Source organism: Nonomuraea sp. 3N208 (assembly GCF_052245935.1).
In the GTDB taxonomy this organism is placed as follows: Bacteria; Actinomycetota; Actinomycetes; order Streptosporangiales; family Streptosporangiaceae; genus Nonomuraea.
Window position 1 is genome coordinate 255,804 of record NZ_JBQQBR010000010.1, and the last position, 18,016, is coordinate 273,819.

At 68.1% G+C, this 18,016-nt stretch carries 16 protein-coding genes; 3 read left to right on the plus strand and 13 right to left on the minus strand.

Annotation, left to right across the window (positions count from 1 at the left end):
• Nucleotides 1-13: 13 nt before the first annotated feature.
• The 9 genes from ACTWPT_RS17935 to ACTWPT_RS17975 all read right to left on the minus strand — a co-directional run bounded on the left by ACTWPT_RS17935 (nt 14) and on the right by ACTWPT_RS17975 (nt 9,935).
• Entirely contained in the window at nt 14-2,596 is a 2,583-nt protein-coding gene (locus tag ACTWPT_RS17935; RefSeq protein ID WP_443178519.1) for an exo-rhamnogalacturonan lyase family protein, read from the minus strand.
• A complete protein-coding gene (locus tag ACTWPT_RS17940; protein WP_443178520.1) occupies nt 2,593-3,213 on the minus strand; it encodes a rhamnogalacturonan acetylesterase in 621 nt (206 codons plus the stop codon). Before ACTWPT_RS17940 ends, ACTWPT_RS17935 begins: the two co-directional genes overlap by 4 nt.
• A complete protein-coding gene (locus ACTWPT_RS17945) occupies nt 3,210-4,085 on the minus strand; it encodes a carbohydrate ABC transporter permease (RefSeq protein ID WP_443178521.1) in 876 nt (291 codons plus the stop codon). Before ACTWPT_RS17945 ends, ACTWPT_RS17940 begins: the two co-directional genes overlap by 4 nt.
• A gap of 91 nt (nt 4,086-4,176) precedes the next feature.
• Complete coding sequence (locus ACTWPT_RS17950; RefSeq protein WP_443178522.1) at nt 4,177-5,139, minus strand: ABC transporter permease; 963 nt, start codon at nt 5,137-5,139, stop codon at nt 4,177-4,179.
• Between the two features lie 51 nt (nt 5,140-5,190).
• Complete coding sequence (locus ACTWPT_RS17955) at nt 5,191-6,726, minus strand: extracellular solute-binding protein (RefSeq protein ID WP_443178523.1); 1,536 nt, start codon at nt 6,724-6,726, stop codon at nt 5,191-5,193.
• A 20-nt stretch (nt 6,727-6,746) separates the two neighbouring features.
• The gene (locus ACTWPT_RS17960; protein WP_443178545.1) at nt 6,747-7,400 is read right to left on the minus strand and encodes a YesL family protein; all 654 of its coding nucleotides are present in this window, start codon (nt 7,398-7,400) and stop codon (nt 6,747-6,749) included.
• 100 nt (nt 7,401-7,500) lie between these two features.
• Nucleotides 7,501-8,160 carry a DUF1961 family protein gene (locus ACTWPT_RS17965; protein WP_443178524.1) on the minus strand — a complete coding sequence of 220 codons (660 nt, stop codon included), beginning with the start codon at nt 8,158-8,160 and terminating at the stop codon, nt 7,501-7,503.
• An 89-nt stretch (nt 8,161-8,249) separates the two neighbouring features.
• The gene (locus tag ACTWPT_RS17970) at nt 8,250-9,269 is read right to left on the minus strand and encodes a LacI family DNA-binding transcriptional regulator (RefSeq protein ID WP_443178525.1); all 1,020 of its coding nucleotides are present in this window, start codon (nt 9,267-9,269) and stop codon (nt 8,250-8,252) included.
• Nucleotides 9,270-9,356: 87 nt separating this feature from the next.
• A complete protein-coding gene (locus ACTWPT_RS17975) occupies nt 9,357-9,935 on the minus strand; it encodes a TetR/AcrR family transcriptional regulator (protein WP_443178526.1) in 579 nt (192 codons plus the stop codon).
• A 94-nt stretch (nt 9,936-10,029) separates the two neighbouring features.
• Between ACTWPT_RS17975 and ACTWPT_RS17980 the strand changes: the two genes are divergently transcribed.
• On the plus strand, nt 10,030-10,854 hold the full coding sequence (locus tag ACTWPT_RS17980; protein WP_443178527.1) for an NAD(P)H-binding protein: 825 nt from the start codon (nt 10,030-10,032) through the stop codon (nt 10,852-10,854).
• A 41-nt stretch (nt 10,855-10,895) separates the two neighbouring features.
• Here the strand turns inward: ACTWPT_RS17980 and ACTWPT_RS17985 are convergent, their stop codons facing one another.
• From ACTWPT_RS17985 to ACTWPT_RS17995, 3 genes are all read right to left on the minus strand, one after another.
• Nucleotides 10,896-11,507 carry a Uma2 family endonuclease gene (locus tag ACTWPT_RS17985; protein WP_443178528.1) on the minus strand — a complete coding sequence of 204 codons (612 nt, stop codon included), beginning with the start codon at nt 11,505-11,507 and terminating at the stop codon, nt 10,896-10,898.
• Between the two features lie 88 nt (nt 11,508-11,595).
• Nucleotides 11,596-12,939, minus strand: coding sequence for an RNA-guided endonuclease InsQ/TnpB family protein (locus ACTWPT_RS17990; protein ID WP_443178546.1), 1,344 nt, complete (start codon nt 12,937-12,939; stop codon nt 11,596-11,598).
• A gap of 537 nt (nt 12,940-13,476) precedes the next feature.
• Nucleotides 13,477-14,139, minus strand: a complete 663-nt coding sequence (locus ACTWPT_RS17995; protein ID WP_443178529.1) for an acVLRF1 family peptidyl-tRNA hydrolase — start codon at nt 14,137-14,139, stop codon at nt 13,477-13,479.
• Between the two features lie 131 nt (nt 14,140-14,270).
• Here ACTWPT_RS17995 and ACTWPT_RS18000 point away from each other — a divergent pair, with 131 nt between their 5' ends.
• On the plus strand, nt 14,271-15,299 hold the full coding sequence (locus tag ACTWPT_RS18000; protein WP_443178530.1) for an EAL domain-containing protein: 1,029 nt from the start codon (nt 14,271-14,273) through the stop codon (nt 15,297-15,299).
• 55 nt (nt 15,300-15,354) lie between these two features.
• Nucleotides 15,355-16,668: an aminotransferase class V-fold PLP-dependent enzyme gene (locus ACTWPT_RS18005; RefSeq protein WP_443178531.1), complete on the plus strand. Its 1,314-nt coding sequence runs from the start codon at nt 15,355-15,357 to the stop codon at nt 16,666-16,668.
• Nucleotides 16,669-16,702: 34 nt separating this feature from the next.
• On the opposite strand, the gene ACTWPT_RS18010 is transcribed toward ACTWPT_RS18005, so the two are convergent.
• Nucleotides 16,703-17,812: a tetratricopeptide repeat protein gene (locus ACTWPT_RS18010; RefSeq protein ID WP_443178532.1), complete on the minus strand. Its 1,110-nt coding sequence runs from the start codon at nt 17,810-17,812 to the stop codon at nt 16,703-16,705.
• Nucleotides 17,813-18,016 lie beyond the last annotated feature (204 nt).

Genomic DNA, 18,016 nt, shown 5'->3' on the forward strand with positions numbered 1-18,016 from the left:
GCTATACCTCCGATTAACGTTCCGCCAGGTGCTTGCCGATCAGGGCCAGGTTGTGGATGGCGGCCAGGCCGTACTGGGCGGCGCCGTTGGTGCTCACGAAGGACGCCTCCCGCAAAGGGGACAGCACCTCCGGGCCGTCCACCAGCGTCAGCTCCCAGTGCTCCTGCCGCTGCAACTGGTTCTTGTTGAGCTGGTCGCCCTCGTCGAAGGTGAACTTCCGCCACGCCCACGCGGCCAGGCCGGCGTCGCCGGTGCGGGCGGCCGCGTATGCGGTGAGCCTGCTGTGCGCCTGGATCAGCGAGATGCCGCTGAGCCGCCGCCCCACCTCGGCCTCCTGCTGCTCGGGGGTGGCGAGGTAGAGACGGCAGTAGTCCAGCCACGCCCGTTCGAACCCTGGTATGCCCAGGTCGAGCGCGATGAGCTCGGCGCAGATCTCCGGGAGCCCGAACAGTGACGACAGGTGCGAGACGGAGATTTTGTCGGTCGAGGTGTCGAACCGGCCGGAGGCCAGGTTCAGCCGGGCCTCGCCGGTCAGGAAGCCCTGCGGCAGCGCCCCGATGTCGGCCATGGTGCCGAGCAGCCGGTCTCTGGCCCGCTCGTCGCCGTACCGTTCCCAGCGGGTGAGCCAGGCCGCCGCCAGCGAGCCCCAGTCGGTGCCGAGGCCGACCGACAGCGCCGCCGGGTCCGGCGTGTAGACGTCCTGGCGCACCTTGCGCAGCGGGTCGATGATCGTGAACGTCTCCTCGGGCACGCTGAGCTCGTCCATCAGGTCGCCGGTGCGCTCGTCGGCGGTCAGGTAGTAGTAGAAGCGCCGGTAGGCGGCGTTGGAGATGCGCAGCTGCTTGCAGCTGCAGCCCCAGTGCTGCACGTTGTGCCGGCTGCCCAGGCCCTTCCAGCGGCCCAGGTGGTAGACGTCGACCTCGCCGGTGTGCCGGGTCATGGACTCGGCGAAGCGGAAGACATCGGCCCGGCCCGTGCGCAGGTACTGCAGCCACAACCACAGATCGGGCGAGAGCTCGGAGTTGTCCCAGGCGTAGCCGCCGATGTCGTAGCGCCAGGTGTGCCGGTCCGGGTCGTAGGTGTGCATGATGTCGCCGTAGTCCCAGAACCCGTACCAGCGGCGCTGCTCGCGCTCCCGCACGTACAGGTCGAACAGGAAGTCCAGGCGGCCCTCGATCCGCGCGTGCGCGGGCGTGGAGCGGTCGGGCAGCTCCCAGACGCCGAACACGCCGGCCTCCCGCACCCGCTCGGGGCTCGCGGCGAGCAGTCCCGGCTCGTTCATGGCGGCCGCGTACGCGGCCAGGTCCGCCGAGGAGGGCGTGGCGTCGAGGGCGCGCAGGGTCAGCTCATGGGTACGCGCCACGCCGTGGGCGTCGCCGAAGCCCGGCTCGTAGTCCTCGTAGGTGATCTCCAGGCCCTCCAGCTGCTCGGCGAAGGTGTCCTGGCCCATGCCGTCGTGGTAGAAGCGCAGGTCCATGGCGGGCGCGGACGGCGACCACAACCAGACGGTCGCCGTGGCCAGGTCGGTGGCCGCGTTCCTGATGTCCAGGCGGGTGGGGTGCAGGCGCCAGAAGTCCCGCAGCCCGAAGCCGAGCCCGCCGGTGACGCCGCCTGCGTAGCCGTAGCCGGCCGAGCGGGTGCCCGACGGGATCGTCACCCACGCGTGGCCCTCGGCGGTGCGCTTGCGCAGCGTGAAGCCGTCGGCGGAGCTCTGGTCGAGCGTGTGGTCGTTCCAGGCGGGGATGAGGTGCAAGCGGTTGCCGACCTCGGGGTCGATCTCGCCGCATGGCAGGCCGGCGACCTGCGCCCTGCGTACGGACTCGCCGGGGTCGAGGCGCAGGCCGGTCAGGCCGCGTACGGCCTCGGTGAGGAAACCCTGGTCCCCGGCGAGCCGGACGTGCCGGTCGTGGAGCTCGTCGCGCATGACGACGTCGGCACGCAGGCCGAGCCCCGCCAGGAAGTCACGCTCTGGGTCGCCGTCCCAGACGAACGTGTGCATGATCCGCACGTCCTCGGCGCCGGCGTAGAAGTACAGGCGCACGGTGAACGGCAGCCAGTCGCCGTGCCGGCCCTCCAGGCGCACCACTGCCCGCACCGGGCCGTCCTGCTCCACCGTGACCTGCTCGACCACGCCGGTGGACTGCTCGCGGGCCACGGGGCTGCCCTCGTCGGGGGTGGGCTCGTGCTGGCGGAGGCTGATCAGGCGGACGTCTCTGGCGATCTCGCGGCTCCCGCGCGAGATCGACCGGGCCAGCGTGCCGCCACTCTCCTCGATCGTCCAGGTCACCACGCCCGTGCCGACGGTCAGCACGCCGTCCTCGCGGGTGACGGTGACCGGTGTGGGGGGCGTGGCGGGCTCGCGGCCCGGCTCCAGCCGGTACTCCGCGGCGCTGGGCTGGGCGCCGATGGCGTGGGCCGACCACTTGACCGAGCCGTCCGGCCAGGTGGCCGTCACCCAGCTCTGCACGGCCACCTCGCGGCCGTCCGCGTCGGTCAGCGCGAACGGCGCGTCCCGCTCGACCGCACCGCGCGGCCACGGGACTCCCCAGGTCACCCCCTGCTCCCCCGGTCGGTCCAGCCAGCGCAGTGCTGTCATGCGATCTCCTTCAGCCGCTCCGCGACGATCCTCGCCACCTCGTCGGCGCCGCGGAAGCAGAAGTGGGTGTCATCGGCGATCCCGTCCGGATAGAGCGGGTGCACCCCGGGCGGGAAGTGCGTGAACAGGGTCGTGGACCCCTCCGGGCCGAGCCGCTCGTACAGCTCGGTGGTGGCGGCGGTCAGGTCGATCAGCGGCACGTCCTCGGCGGCGGCCAGCGCCCGGACATGGTCGGGGTAACCGCCGTGTGTGGGGACCAGCCGGTCGCCCTCCCATCGGCGCCGCTGCACCGGCGTGCACAGGACGGGCCGCGCCCCGGCCCCGCGCGCCTCCTTCACGAAGGCGCGCAGGTTGTCCTGGTACGGGAGGTCGAGCTCCTTCTGGTCGTTGTGCCCGAACTGGATCACCACCAGATCGCCGGGCACGGCCTCGCGCAGCAGCGCCGCCCACAGACCCTCGGCACGGTGGCTCGCCGTGGTGGCGCCGCCCTTGGCGAAGTTACGCACCGGGCGGCCCACGTACGCGCCGAGCTGCGCGCCCCACCCCGACATGGGCGCCTCGAACGCCGGGCATGAGGCGACCGTCGAGTCGCCGGCCAGCAGGATCGCAGGCGTCATTCCTTGACCGACCCGATCAGCACACCCTTGACGAAGTGCTTCTGCAGGAACGGGTAGAAGCACAGGATCGGCAGCGTGGCGATGACCACGACGGCGAACTTCAGCCCCTGGGTGGGGAAGAACACCGTCTCCATGGCCGACAGCGCGTTCTGCGCGTCCGCGCCGGTGAGCTGGCGGACCAGCACCTGTAGCGTCCATCTACTGGAGTCGTCGATGTAGAGCAGCGGCGACATGTAGTCGTTCCAGATGCCCACGGCGTAGAACAGCGAGAACGTCGCGATGATCGGCTTGGACAGCGGCAGCACGATCTTGAAGAAGACGCCCATCTCGGTGCAGCCGTCGATGCGTGCCGCCTCTTCCAGCGCCTCGGGCAGCTCCTGGAAGAAGCTCTTGACAATGATCAGGTAGAAGGGGTTGATCGCGAGCGGCAGGATCAGCGCCCAGTAGCTGTTGAGCATCCCCAGATCGCGGACGACGAGATAGGTGGGGATGATGCCGCCGCTGAACACCACCGTGAAGATCACCAGATTGAGCACCAGGGTACGGCCCGGCAGGTACCGCTTGGCCAGCGGGTAGGCCATGGTGAGCGTGAGCGCCACCTGGATGACCGTGCCGACGAGCGTCACCCCGATGGTTGTGAGCAGCGCCCTGATGAACACGTCGGTGGCGAAGATGTACTCGTAGGTGCTGGTGACGAACTTCTCCGGCCACAGGAAGAACGTCCGCGAGGCGATCTCCGACTCGGAGGCGAACGATCCGGCCAGGACGTACAGCAGCGGCAGGAGCGTGATCATCCCCAGCCCGACGAGGACGGCGATGTTGATCGCGTCGAAGACGCGGCTGCCCACAGAGCGGTATTGATTGACCGTCATGAGAGGGCCTCCGGAGTGAGCATCGCAGGGAGCGCCAGCGACCGAGGAGCGGAGCGGAGGAGGTCATCGGGAAACACAGACATGGTCGCTCCTAGAACAGGCCCCGCTGGCCGAGGCGCTTGGCCAGCCAGTTGGAACCGAAGATCAACAGGACTCCCGCCACGCCCTTGAACAGTCCGACAGCGGTCGCGTAGCTGTACGCGCCCTGGTTGATGCCCACGTAGTAGACGAAGGTGTCGAAGACGTCGGCGGTACCGCGGTTCAGGTTGTTGGTCATGAGCCAGATCTGCTCGAAGCTCATGTCGAGCAGGTTGCCGGACATGAGAATGGCCATGACGACGATCGTCGGGCGGATCGCCGGGAGCGTGACGTGCCACAGCTGCCGCCACCGTCCCGCGCCGTCCATCCTGGCCGCCTCGTACAGTTCCGCGTTCACCCCTGCCAGCGCCGCCAGATAGATGATCGTGGTCCATCCGGTGGTCTTCCAGAGCGTCTGCAGGATGATGATCGGCCGGAACCAATCGGGCTGCGCCACGTAGTCGATCTTCTGCCCGCCCAGGATCTCGTGGATCCAGCCCGCGAGGACGCCGTAGTCGACGGAGAACAGGATGTAGGTCAGCGACGCGACGATCGTCCAGGACAGGAAGTGCGGGATGTAGATCAGCGACTGCACCGAGCGCTTGAGTATGTTGATCCGCAGCTCGTTCAGCATGAGCGCCACGATGATCGGCGCTGGGAAGACGAAGATGACGTTCAGCAGCGCCAGGTACAACGTGTTGTACATCAAGCGGCCGAAGTCGGGCCCGGTGAACAGGTCCGAGAAGTGCTTGAAGCCCACCCATTCGCTGCCGTTGTAACCAAGGAACGGCACGAAGTCCTGGAAGGCGATCTGCAGCCCGCGCATCGGGACGTACTTGAAGACGAAGAAATACGCCAGCCCGGGGATGAGCAGCAGGTACAGCCATCGGTAGCGCCACAGCGTCTGGGCTCTCTTGGGCTTGTGCCCGGCTACCTTGGCCGCCTTGACCGGTGGCGGCGCCAGGTCGGTGGCCACTCGGCCTCCTTTCTAGGGGAGGGGCCCGTTGAGGGCCCCTCCCGTGTCACATCACTGGCCGAGCTTGGAGACCAGGTCGTTGATCTCCTGGGCGATCTGCGTGCCGCCGCCGTCGTACCAGCGCTTGATCTCAGCCTTCAGCTGCTCTTCGGTGAGCTGGCCGGCGAGGTACTTGATCCGCGCGTCGGTGACGATCGGGTTGAGCGTCGCGCCCTTGGCCACCAGGGTCGGCGGGACCACCGGCAGGCTCGGGTCGAACACGGCCGTCTTCAGGTCCTCGGCCACGCGCTCCTTGCGCTCGGCCAGGTCCTTCCGGTACGGCGCCTCCGGGGGAACGCGCGGGTAGGCGATACCGGTGGTGCCGGTGCTGGCCTGGGTGCCGAGCTGGATGAAGGCCTTGTCGACGTCGTCCTGGACCTGCTTGACCTTGGGGTCTTCCTGGTTGATCAGGACGGCTTCGCCGTTCTCGACCTTGAAGTTGCGTCCCTCGATGCCGTTGCTGAGCAGGACCTGGCCTTCCTTGCTTGCCAGCTTGTCGAGGGTCTTCAGCAGCTCGTCGAGCTGAGCCTCGGTCTTCACCCGCTGCTTGGAGACGGCCAGGATGTCGTTGTAGCCGCTGAACGGCAGGGAGAACTTCTTGCCGTCAGGACGGGAGAGGTTGCCGACGGTGAGGACCTTGTCGCCGTAGGTCTGCGGGTCCTGCTCCTTGAGCAGGTCGAGCAGCTGGGTGGTGCGGACGTCGACGTCGATGATGATGCCGCCCTTGTTCTGGACGAACGGGTCGTTCCACTTGGCGGTGTCGAGCGTGTTCCAGTCCGGGTTGACGAGGCCCTCGTCGATCATCTTCTTCGTGAAGCGGTTGGCCTCGAAGAACTCGGGCGTGTCGAACTCGGGCACGAGCTTGCCGTCGCGCTCGCCCCAGTTGTTCGGGGCGCCGAACCAGACGTCGATCACGTTGAACGGGTTGGAGGCCGCGAACTCGACGCCCGGCCACTTGGGAATGATCAGGCCGTAGGTGTCGTTCTTACCGTTGCCGTCCGGGTCCTTCTTGGTGAACGCTTCGGCGATCTTGTAGAGGTCGTCCGTGGTCTTGGGCGCCTCCAGGCCGACCTTCTTCAGCCAGTCGGCGCGGATCATGACTGCGGAGCGGAGCAGCGGCCTGGTCCGGTAGGGGCCGTAGATCTTGCCGTTGATCGAGGAGTTGAGCAGAACCTTCTCGTCACCGACCAGGTTGGGATACTTCTTGATCTTGTCGGTGAGGTCCCAGAACGCCCCGGCCGCGGCCGCCTTGCCGAAGGCCGGCGACTTCGGGTTGACCACCATGACGTCGGGGATGTTGGCGGAGGCCAGCGTGACGTTGACCTTCTCCTGGTAGTCCGCGTTCGGCACCCAGGTGACCTGGATCTTCTTGCCGAGGAACTTCTCGATCGCCTGGTGCAGCTCGCCCTGCGGGTTCGGGGCCGTGCCGAACAGCTTGGTCATGAAGGTGATGGTGTTGGCGTCGGCCTGGCTCGACTCGCCGCCACCACCGGTGCCGGAGCAGGCGGTTGCCAGCAGGGCGGTCGCTAGCGTTAACGCACCAGCCATGAGCCGACTACGAGATGCGCTCATAGGTTCCCTTTCGAATGCAGGCGCGCCTCGTTCTCCTGGAAGAAGCGCAGGCAGAGCCAGGTGTTGAGATAGATCCACGCGCCGACACTGATGATCAGCGCGAGGACGGGCAGCGTCGCGGTCACGTAGGCGATCACCCACAGCGCGAACAGCAACAGCACAGTGGAGGCCGGCCGGGTCAATGCCAGGAGCGACGCCTTGGGGATGTAACCCCAGAGCGGCAGCTCGTAGTGCACGTACAACGGTCCGATGTACGTGCCGACCGCGGCCAGCGCGAGCAGCGCAACGAACGTCGCAATCCGCAGCCCGCCCGATTCCGTACCCTGCGCGGCGAAGTACAGGTAGTTGCCGATCAGGACGGTGGCGAGCAGCGCCACCGGCAGGACCAGCAACGAGGCCCGGACGAACTCCCGTCGGTAGACGGTCCAGAATTCACGCCAAGCCTGAAACGATTCATTGTGGGCATGCCTCCGAGCCAGGGTGTAGGCGGCTACAGTGGCGGGCCCGAGCCCGAGGATCACGCCTCCCGCGAGGGTGAAGACGATCCACATCAGGTTCAGCTGGACCGCCCAGATCAGCTCTGAACAGGCAGCTTGGATTCTGATCGACGTTGCGGGATGGTTCATCCGGCATACCACCTTTCGTGGCATCTGCACGGATCGGGGGTGGGTTGTTGCCCCGCAGTTCCTGCCCAGTTACAAGCGAGTGAACGGCGGGTTGGTGCGAAATTAGTGTTGAATCGACTCAAAGTCAATGAGCCGAGACGCGGAGATTTCCGTACTCTCCGATCAGCGGAGCCATCTGACGAAAGCCGACCTTGCCCCCTGCCAGGGCGGAACCGCCGATCGAGCCGTCGTCCGCCCAGCGGAACGAGACCAAATCGTTGATTGCGAAGGTGATCTCCGACCCCTTGACATCGAGGCGGACGGCATAGGGGCCCTCGGCGTCGAGCACCGCCGGGAGCGGGTCCGGGCCCTGCGCGACCAGGTGGAAGCCGTGGCTTTTGCGCAGGTTGCAGGTGTGCAGGGCACGTTCTGAGGCCCACATGCGGCGGAAATAGGAGACGTGGTAGGCGTCGATGTCGCCGTGGTGGTACTGGTCGTACGGGCCGGTGCGCTCGGCCAGGCCAGGGTCGAACAGATCCTCGCCGTTCCTGCCCCGGGCATGGAAGAACATGATGGCCAGGCCTGGCTCCCTGACCGGCCAGAAGTCCCATTCGACGCTTATGTCGGCAGGGAACTCCTCAGGGCACCACAGCACCACGTTGGCCGCCTGGCCGTCGGAGGCGGGTCTTCGGCTCTCCAGGCGCATGCGGCCCTGCGGGAAGGAGAGGGCGCCATCGCCCTCCATGCGGAAACCTTCCAGGTCGTCGGGGGTGGCGAGGGGGTTGCGGTAAATGATCTCGGGCAATGGGGTTCCTTCCGGTGGGCACGCCGGCAGGGGCCCTCGCCCCTGGCACTGGCGTGGCCCGGAATCGGTGGCAAGAAAGCGGTGGAGCGTCAGTCGTCGCGGCGCATGGCGCTGGACTCCCTTACCACCAGGTCGGGCTGGAAGATGACCTGTCTATGGCGATGCTGGTCGGGCTCGGCGACCTCCTCGAGCAGCAGGTCGATCGCCGTACGCCCGAGCAGCTCACGCGGTTGCCGCACCGACGACAGCGGCACCGCGGCGGCCGCGGCGAAGTCGATGTCGTCGTACCCGATGATGGCCAGGTCATGGGGCACGCGCAGCCCATGGGTGGCCATCGCTTGTAAGAAGCCGAGCGCCATCATGTCGTTGGCGCAGAAAACGGCGGTGGGCCGTTTACTTGGTGGCAGGGCTGCCACGCGCTCCCCGATGGCCCGCCCCTCGGCAACGGTCAGCGCGGGGGCGGTGGCGGTGAGCAGTTCGACCGCGCCGTCGGCGGCGGCGACGGCGCTGCTCAGGCCCGCGTGCCGGTCGGCCACCTGTTTGATGGACGGCGGCCCGCCGACGAACATGATCCGCCGATGCCCGCGTTCGACGAGGTGAGCGCCGGCGATCTGCCCGCCGAGCCGGTCGTCGACCGCCACCGAGCACTGCAGCCCGGAGGCCGGGCGGTCGACCAGCACCACGGGCGTGCCCCTGGCGATCAGCTCCTCCAGCCAGGGGGTCTCGGTCTCGACCGGGGTGATCAGTATGCCCATCACCCGCTGCTGTTCGAGCTGGTCGAGGTGGCGGCGCTCGCGACCGGGGTCGCCGGCGCTGTTGCAGAGCACCACCATGGTGTCGTGGTCGTCGGCCAGTGACTCGGCGCCCTGGGCCACGTCCACGAAGAACGGGTTGGACACGTCGAGAACGACGAGCCCGACCGTCCGGCTGCGGCCCATCCGCAGGTGGCGGGCCACCTCATTGCGGACGAAACCCAGCTTTTTGATCGCTTCGAAGACGCGTTCGCGTGTGGCGGGGGACACGATCTCCGGGCGGTTGAGCACATTGCTCACGGTGCCCACTGAGACGCGCGCCAGCTGCGCGACCTCCTTGATGTTCCTGGTCGCCATCGATCCTCACGAGGCCGTGCTGCTGTGATGTCGGTCATCATAGCGGGTTTCAAGATTCTTTTGAATCGTCTCAAAACCTCAAAACGGTCACGAGGCCGATGTTGCGGTGGTGGACTTCATGCCGTCGAGCATCAGATGCAGGTATTTCGCCGGGTCGGCCGCCACCGGAGCGGGCAGCTTGTCGGGGTGGCAGGTGAAGACGTTCAAGAGGTGAACGAGGTCCTCAACGCCGACGTCGGGCCGCATCGAGCCGTCCGCCTGGGCCTGCCGTACGAGAGCGTCGAGCTGCTCCATCCACCGTCCGCGCGACCGCGCGAACTCCGCCCGGTCCACGATCGTCTCCTCTGGCAGCTCTGCCAGCGCGGTGGCCAGAGCGGCGCGGCCGGGCTCGGCGACCCAGGAGACGAAGTCCCAGATCGCGCCCCAGGCATCCGAGCTGCTCTTCTCGGCCTCGTCCAGGGCCTTCGCCATGGAGTGGACGTAGTGGTCGCCGACGACCGCGATGAGGGCATGCCGGTCGGGGAAGCGGCGGTAGAGCGTGCCGACGCCGACCCCGGCGCGCTTGGCGATGGCCTCCATGGGCGCATTCACCCCGCGTTCTGCCACGATCTCGGCGGCCGCCTCGACGATCTTGTCCAGGTTCCGCCTCGCGTCCGCGCGCACCATACGACTCCTGGAGTCCGAAGTGGACGACTCGATTCCGGTTAGTGTACCGTCCCGCGTAAGCGGAATTTGAGATTCCACTTAGGGGGAGGACGAGATGATTGTGGTAACAGGCGCCACCGGCTCCATCGGACGCGCGCTCGTCGAACGGCTGACCAGCTCCGGCGGGCACGACGTGCTCGCCGTCGTCCGCCGCCCCGCCGAGGACCTGGCGTGCGACTACGCGCTGGGCGACTTCACCGAGCCCGAGACGATCGGCAGACTGCTGTCGCCCGGCGACCGCCTGTTCCTCAACAGCTCGCTCTGGCCGGGCTTCGTCGACGCGCACCGCGCCGTGATCGACCTGGCCGCGCGGGCGGGCGTGGCACAGGTGGTCGCGGTGTCCGTACGGGGGGCGAGCCCCGGGCAGAAGCTCGGCGGCGGAATGCACGGCGAGGTGGACGCCCACCTGAGGAAGTCGGGCCTGCCGTGGACGATCCTGCAGCCGACCGGGTACATGCAGAACCTCCCGCGCGACGTCCGGGACGGCCGGCTCTACGGCTCGTACGGACCCAAGCAGGTCAACTACATCGACACCAGGGACATCGCCGAGGTGGCGGCCGCGCTGCTGACCGGCCCGGTCGGCCCCGACCGCGACCATGTGCTCACCGGGCCGGAGTCGCTGTCCCACGAGCAGATCGCCGAGGCCGTCGGCGCGGCGATCGGCCGCCCGGTCCGGTATGTGGACCTGCCCGTCCCGGAGATGGCCGCCCACCTGGAACGGCAGGGCATCCCGCAGCCGCACGCCGGTGACCTGGCCGCGCTGATGGCCGAGACCGGCGACGGCCGCTGGGCGACGACCACGACGACGGTCGAGGACCTGACCGGCCGCGCGCCGCGCCCGTTGTCCGCCTACCTGGCCGACCACAAGGACGCCTTTTGACGCTGCCCTCATGAGGGGCGAACTCAGCGTTCCGCACGCCCTCAGGGCTTGGTGAAGACAGCGGTGTCGAGGTCGAAGCCGATCGGGTCGGGGATGTGCACCGTGGATCCCCTGGCGACGCGGGTGAAGGTCTGGTACTCGCCTTCTTTGGCGTCGCTGAGCACGGTGACGGTCGGCGGTACGGCGATCGGGTCCACCAGAAGCATGACTGGCACGCCGCCTGCGGCATACATGGGAGGCTTCTTCACTCGGTCGTCTTCGACGCTGCTCGGCGAGATCACCTCGACCACCATGAGCAGACCCGAAGACAGCAACTCCCTGTCGTCCCAGCGACGGCAGTCAGGCGGGGCGACCACATAATCGGGCTCGACGGGGGTCTGCGGTCCATCAATGCAGACATCCACATTGCCCGCGAAGCCGTCCCAGCCGCGTTGAACGAGCAGAGGAAGCAACGCGCTGTGGATAAGCATCGCGATTCTCGCGTGCTCGGGGGTGCCGACGGGGCTCACGATCAATCTCCCATCGATGACTTCGGTGCGAAGGCCGGGAAGAGGCGGCAGCGCGTCGAACAGTTCGCGGGCTGTGGCGGGTAGCCGTGCGGTGTCGGTCTCGGGCCTGAGCCTGCAGGGGCGCCCGCGTGATGCCATGACCATGTTGAGCTCCCTATGTTGGTGTTGCGTTGTTGTCTTCTTTTCTTTCTTGTACAGACACGAAGAGTTTGAAGCGCTCCCACGGCTAAAGCTAAAGCCGGGGGATTCCAGCCAGCTCAGGACTCGCCGTAACGGTGTCGTCCTGGGCCGCTGTTGCTTGGCGGTTCGCCTTCCGGCCTACGCGATTGCGTGGTTTGCGCGCCCCAACCCGCACGACCGGTCCGGCCGTGGCGAGCTCCGCCCTCCCGGCGGTGAGGATGTTCTTGGCGGCATTCACGTCCGCGTGATCACGATGCCCGCACATGGTGCACACGAAGGCCGCTTGGCTCTTGCGGGACTTCGCATCCACGTTCTTGCACTCATGGCACGTGATGGACGTGTTCGCCGGGTTGACGGTGATCACAAAGGTGCCCGTGTACCGGGCCTTGCTGCGGACCGCGAGCTCGATCCGATGCCATCCCTTGTCCAGGATGGCGCGGTTCAAGCCGGACTTGGCGGCGGCCCCGTTGGGCAGGAACGCCCCAGGCCTGTCCGGATCCGGCCGCGGTGCGACGGCCTTGGTCATGTTCTTGGTCTTGAGCGCCTCGAACACGATCAGGTCATGGTCGCGGGTCAGCACGTGGGCGGTCTTGGCGGCGAAGTCTGCTCGCCGTCTGCGGATCTTCGCGGCGAACGCCCCTACGCGGCGCGCGGCACGCGTGCGCCGGTTACTGCCCTTGGTCGTGCGGGCCAGGTCCCGCTGCAGTTTGGCGGCGTGCTCGACCTCGCGGCCGGTGGCGAACACCTTGTGGTGGAACCGCCCCTGGCTGGTGGTCAGGATCTTTGCCACCCCGCGGTCGACCCCGATGCCGCTGTCGGGGTTGGCGTGCCGGGCGGGAGTCTGGACGCCGTCGTCGACCAGGAAACTGATGTACCAGCGCCACCCCTCCTGCAGCACGGTCGCGTTCTTGACCGGGCCGCCCAGCGGGCGCGTCCAGCGGAACCGAACCCAGCCCAACTTGGGTAGCCGGGCCCGTGCCCACCGCCGGTTGAGCCGCTCCACAGCGATCTTCCCGCCTTCGGGGAACCGGAACGACGGGCGGGTGCGCCTCTTGGACTTCCAGCGCACCTTGAACGTCCCGTGCTGGGCGCACGCCTGATCCAAATCGATGAGGGTTTGTTGCAGGCAGTGCCCGGGTACTTCGGCCAGCCACTCCAGCCCTGGCTCGCCTTTGGCCTCCACCAGCTGGCGGGCCTGCTCGTGGTAGCCGATGAACCCTCCGCGCCGCCGGTAGGCGCGGCGTTGCTCCAGCGCAGTGTTCCACGCAGCCCGGCATGCCCCGCCGATCCGCTCGGCGAAAGCGGCCTGCTCGGCGGTGAGGTCGAGCAGGTACCGGCGGCCGGTCAGCATGATCCACCGCCTCTTCCGCCGATCTTCGGCGTACTGCTCGACCACATCCAAAGGCGCGCCACCCATAGCGGCCGCCACAACGTCGATGGCTCCGACCTCAGGGGCGGGAACTCCTGACCGCTGACACTGCAGGCAAGCCCCTCCACGGCCTTGTTCAGACGATGAATGCCGAACTGAGCGGCTGCTTCTACCAGCAGGTCTATGGGGCCGGGCACGGCGTCCGGTTCCACCAGCAAGGGTTCCTTCCATCGATCGCATCACCGATGTGTTACTTGAGCTGTTCGCCGATCCTGCCTGCTGAGGTGCCCGACGCCGGAACGCCAGGGCCCCGAATGACATGGAATATGCGTGAGAACGCGGTGTCACATGCGTTCGCAGTGTCATTATGGTGTCACTGATTGTACATGCGTCTGGCTGTCTATCGCATGGATTTTCGAGAGAAGGGCTTACCCTCCATAGCTGAAGCCAGAGGTCCGCGCCCTAGATCTTCGATCGCATCGTCGGGAAGCTGCACAGCCGCTAGGTAGGGCTGGACCGCCGCCCTCCGTGACCACTAGACGGCCATCGTCAAGGATCCAGCGATCATTCCGGAGGGCCAGGGTCGACCACGCGGACGCGGACGGCGCGGAAGGTCGCCGGGGTATCCCGCAGCACGGCGAGCTTGGGGTCGGGTACGACCAGAAAGGGCTCGGTCTCCAGGGCGAGCAGCGGCGCCAGGCGCCGGTCGTCGCGCAACGCGTCCACCGCCCTGCGGTCCCCGCCGAACACCACCCCGTCAAGCTCCCCCAGGTACGGCGACAGCACCCGCACCGCCGTCTCCACCGCGTCGTCGAACGCCTTGTCCGCCTGGTTGCGCCGCCGCCTGGCGAAGCGCTGCTGCGACCACCCGCCTGCCGCCGTACGCCCCTGCACCAGCCGCGACCCCACCTTCGACGCCACCAGCGCCGAGCCGTGGAAGACCCCGGCCGCGTACCCGCCGAGCCGTACCAGGAAGACCCCCACCCGCCGCTCGGCCTGGGCGTGCGTGACGAGCCTGGTGACGTGGGGCGGCCCCGGCTTCATGGGCGGGAACGGCACGTGCAACTCGGCCAGGGCCCCGTCGGCGGCGCTCAGCCGCACCACTCGGGCGTCCCCGGTCGCGGAGAAGGGGCCGTGGCGATCGGCGAAGCCGTCGATCCACGGGTGCACGCGCTCGGGCGGCACCGTGACCCACCGGCCACCGCCTTTGGCCGGACGCGCGCTCATGCTCTGAAGGCTAATGGACGGAAACCGAACGGCATTCCCCTTCGGGCCGGTGGGGAACTGCAGGGTAAATGTCGGTTAATTCTGTTTCGTGGGCCTTCTGTGACTCCAGCTGCGGGCGGAATCATCTGCTTGTGTCGTCCTCCCTGCTCACCAGCCCCATGGTTGACCTCGACACCGGGGCGGTCATCGCGCACCCCGCCGTCGTCGACCAGGCGGACACGCTCCGGGCGACCCCACTGCCTATGATCCTCGAGCTCCCCGCCCAGGTGGTGCTGTCGGGCGCGGGCGCGCTCGCGCCGCTGCACGAGGCGCTCCGCCGGGCGGGCAGGCATCCGCGCGAGGCGATCCTCCTCCTCACTGGACCGTGCCAGGAGCAGGACCGGCCGCTGCTGAAGGTCGGGCTCGACGGCCTGCGCAACATCGGCTACCTGCTGGGCTTCGCCGACGTCGGATCGTACGGCGCGTCACTGGAGCTGATCACGCACTCCTCGCCGTACCTGCTGGCCCTGAACCCCGACCTGGTGGCGCGTATCCCGGCCGACCACCGGGCGACCGCGGTGGCGCGGTCGGTGGTGACGCTGGCGCGCGGCATCGGCGCGCACGTGATGGCGCCCGGCGTCGAGCGCGAGGCGCAGGTGGCGGTGGTCCGCGGCATGGGCGTGCGGCTCGCGCACGGCCCGCTGCTCGCGCCCGGCCCCGACGGCAAGGTACGGGTGCCGCTCCCCGTCGCCGACACCACGCCGGAGGCCGCGCTGCTGGGCCCGCGCGTTCAGGAGCTGCTGATTCCCGCGGTGACGCTGCCTGCCGAGGCCAGGGCAGAAGAGGCCGTGGAGGCGTTCGGGCATGAGCCGACGATCACCAGCGTGATCCTGGTGGACGAGTACCAGCGGCCCAAGGGCAGCCTGGACCGTAGCCGGTTCCTGCTGTCGTTCGCGGCCCGTTTCGGTCACGCCCTGCACGGGTCGAAACCGGCGCAGCGGCTGGCCGACCCGCCGCGCACGGTCCCGCGGACGACCCCGGCCATCGCGGCCATGCAGGCGGCCGGCCGGGACGCCGGCCGCGTTTACGACGATCTCGTGGTGACCGACGAGATGAACCGTTGCCTGGGCATCGTCCGCGTCTCCGACCTGATCAGGCAGGTGGCCTCGGTCAGGAGCTGATAACGACTCGCCGGCGGTCCTGGGCGGCGGCGCGACGCCCGGATATGAAGATGGCATGCCGCTGAACAGACGGGCCCTGCTCGGCACGGGGGTGCTGGCCGGGGTTGCCGCGTGCACGCCCGCGCCCGCCCAGAAAACCCAGAACACGCCGAACGTTCCGCAGCGCCGCGCCTTCGATCCCCAGGACTGGGCCTCCGTCCGGGCGCAGTTCGCACTGGATCCCGCTTACGCGCAGTTCGCGGCGTTCGTGCTGGCTCCCGCTCCGGCGCCGGTCCGCGAGACGATCAGGACGTACCGGGACGCCCTGGACGCCGACCCCGAGTACACGCCTGCTGGTGGCCGGTCCCCCGACCAGGCGGTACGCGAGGCCGCGGCCCGCTACCTGGGCGCGCGCGCCGAGCCGGGCGACATCGCGCTGACCGACAGCACCACGATGGGCCTCGGCCTGCTCTACTCCGGCATCCGGTTGCGCCCGGGACAGGACGTGCTGACCACCGAGCACGACTTCCTCGCCACGCACGAGGGCCTGCGGCTGCTGGCCGAGCGCACCGGCGGGAAGGTCCGCAGGGTGCGGCTGTACGACGGCCCGGCGGCGGCCTCGGAGGACCGCATGGTGTCGGCGATCAGGAGCGGGCTCGGCCCGCGCACGAGGGTGGTGGCGGTCACCTGGGTGCATTCGAGCACCGGCGTCCGCGTGCCGGTCCGCGCCATCGCCGACATGCTGGCCGAGGTCAACAAGGGCCGCGACGAGCATGACCGGGCGCTGCTGTGCGTGGACGGGGTGCACGGGTTCGGCGCGATGGCCGGCGGGGTGGCGGATCTGGGCTGTGACTTCCTGGCCAGCGGCACGCACAAGTGGTTGTTCGGGCCGCGCGGCACCGGCATCATGTGGGGCCGGGTCTGGGACGCGGTCGCGCCGATCATCCCGAGCTTCAGCCAGGCCGCGTTCGACGCCTGGCAGAGCGGCGGGTCGCCGGGCGCGAGCACGGCCGAGCTGGTCACGCCGGGCGGCTACAAGGCGTTCGAGCACCGATGGGCGATGCCGGAGGCGTTCGCGTTCATGACGGCCATCGGCAAGGACCGCGTGCAGCGGCGTACACAGGAGCTGGCCGCCCGGCTCAAGAGCGGCCTGCGGGAGCTGCCGCACGTCACGCTGGCCACGCCCGAGTCGCAGGAGCTGTCGGCCGGGCTGGTGTGCTGCTCGATCAGCGGCATGCAACCGCTGGAGGCGGTGAATCGGCTGCACGCGCAGAAGGTGGTCGCGAGCGTCACGCCGTACAACGAGCCGCTGCTGCGGTTCGGCACGAGCATCGTGACGACGCCCGAGCAGGTGGATCAGGCGATCAAGGCGGTGGAGGGCCTGCGATGAACGGGGAGGAGCCGTACGCGCCGGAGATCGGGCCTTATCGTTTCGCTCGGATGATTTCCGCTCTTTCCCAGGCTCGCCTTGCTTCCTCCTCACGGTCCAGCTCCGAGAGGGTCACAGCGAGGTTGGTCAAGGAGTCGGCGAAGTCGGGGCGGTAGCGGCCGGGGTCGGCCGCGGCCAGCTGCTGGTAGATCATGACAGCTTCTTGCTCGGCGCTCAGGGCTTCGGCCGGGCGGTCGACCTGCGAGAGGATCGCGCCAAGGTTGATCAGGCATTTGGCGAGGTCGGAGCGGTAGTCACCGGAGTCGGTGGCAGCCAGCTGCCGGTAGAGGGCGACGGCTTCTCCCTCCGCGATCAAGGCTTCGGCCGGCCGGTCCACCTCTAAGAACCGCACACCGAGGTTGGTCAGGGATTCAGCGAGGTCGCGACGGTAGCGATCGGGGTCGGTCGCGACCAGTTGCCGGCGGATGGTGATGGCTTCCTTCTCCGCGGTCAAGGCTTCGGCCAGGCGATCCACCTCAGAGAGCCGCGAAGCGAGGTTGAACAAGGATTCGGCGAGGTCAGGACGGTAGTCACCCGAGTCGGTCGCGACCAGCTCCCGGTAGTGCGCAACGGCCTCCTCCTCCGCACCCAAAGCTTCAGCCGGGCGGCCCAGCTCCGAGAACGTCACACCAAGACTCGTCAAGCACTTCGCGAGCTCAGGACGGTAGTCATTCGAATCGGTCCCGACCAGCTGCCGGTAGAGGACGACAGCCTCCTCCTCCGCACCCAACGCCTCAGCCGCACGACCCAGCTCCGAAAGGGTCACACCGAGACTGGTCAGCGATTCGGCAAGGTCGAAGCGATAACGGTCAGGAGAGCTCGCGGCCAGCTGCCGGTAGATGGCGACAGCCTCCTGCTCCACCATCAACGCTTCGGCGGCGCGGTCCAGCTGCGAAAGGGCCACACCGAGGTTGATCAGGGACTCGGCGAGGTCGGAACGGTGGTCATCGGGATCCGTCGCGGCCAGTTGCCGGCGGATGGCGACGGCTTCCTCCTCCGCGATCAAGGCTTCGGCCGGGCGATCCAGCTCCCCAAGACGCTTGCCTCGTTCCAACAGCAACCGAGCTCGCTCGGTCTTGGCGGCGTCATCCGGGACCTTGGCCATGGTCCACCTCTCCATCCACATCAGGCAGCGACCGCTGCGGTTTCTCCATGGCTTCGTAACGCCCACCAGGGGCGCCCGGGCCTGTCCAGAAAACGGTGTAACTCGATCTTGAATTAGTTCTATCGAGTGGTCGGGGTCAGACGGCCTTCGAAGGTGATGGCGAAGGCGTTCAGAGCGGCTTTCCAGCGGGTGATCCAGCGTTTG

What these genes read in the sequence shown, in the direction of transcription:
- ACTWPT_RS18010 (WP_443178532.1), bottom strand. Translation starts at nt 17,812, where the DNA reads ATGGCCAAGGTCCCGGATGACGCCGCCAAGACCGAGCGAGCTCGGTTG.
- ACTWPT_RS18005 (WP_443178531.1), top strand. Translation starts at nt 15,355, where the DNA reads ATGCCGCTGAACAGACGGGCCCTGCTCGGCACGGGGGTGCTGGCCGGG.
- ACTWPT_RS17955 (WP_443178523.1), bottom strand. Translation starts at nt 6,726, where the DNA reads ATGGCTGGTGCGTTAACGCTAGCGACCGCCCTGCTGGCAACCGCCTGC.
- ACTWPT_RS17980 (WP_443178527.1), top strand. Translation starts at nt 10,030, where the DNA reads ATGATTGTGGTAACAGGCGCCACCGGCTCCATCGGACGCGCGCTCGTC.
- ACTWPT_RS17945 (WP_443178521.1), bottom strand. Translation starts at nt 4,085, where the DNA reads ATGACGGTCAATCAATACCGCTCTGTGGGCAGCCGCGTCTTCGACGCG.
- ACTWPT_RS17970 (WP_443178525.1), bottom strand. Translation starts at nt 9,269, where the DNA reads ATGGCGACCAGGAACATCAAGGAGGTCGCGCAGCTGGCGCGCGTCTCA.
- ACTWPT_RS17935 (WP_443178519.1), bottom strand. Translation starts at nt 2,596, where the DNA reads ATGACAGCACTGCGCTGGCTGGACCGACCGGGGGAGCAGGGGGTGACC.
- ACTWPT_RS17940 (WP_443178520.1), bottom strand. Translation starts at nt 3,213, where the DNA reads ATGACGCCTGCGATCCTGCTGGCCGGCGACTCGACGGTCGCCTCATGC.
- ACTWPT_RS17985 (WP_443178528.1), bottom strand. Translation starts at nt 11,507, where the DNA reads ATGGTCATGGCATCACGCGGGCGCCCCTGCAGGCTCAGGCCCGAGACC.
- ACTWPT_RS17995 (WP_443178529.1), bottom strand. Translation starts at nt 14,139, where the DNA reads ATGAGCGCGCGTCCGGCCAAAGGCGGTGGCCGGTGGGTCACGGTGCCG.
- ACTWPT_RS17975 (WP_443178526.1), bottom strand. Translation starts at nt 9,935, where the DNA reads ATGGTGCGCGCGGACGCGAGGCGGAACCTGGACAAGATCGTCGAGGCG.
- ACTWPT_RS17960 (WP_443178545.1), bottom strand. Translation starts at nt 7,400, where the DNA reads ATGCCACGAAAGGTGGTATGCCGGATGAACCATCCCGCAACGTCGATC.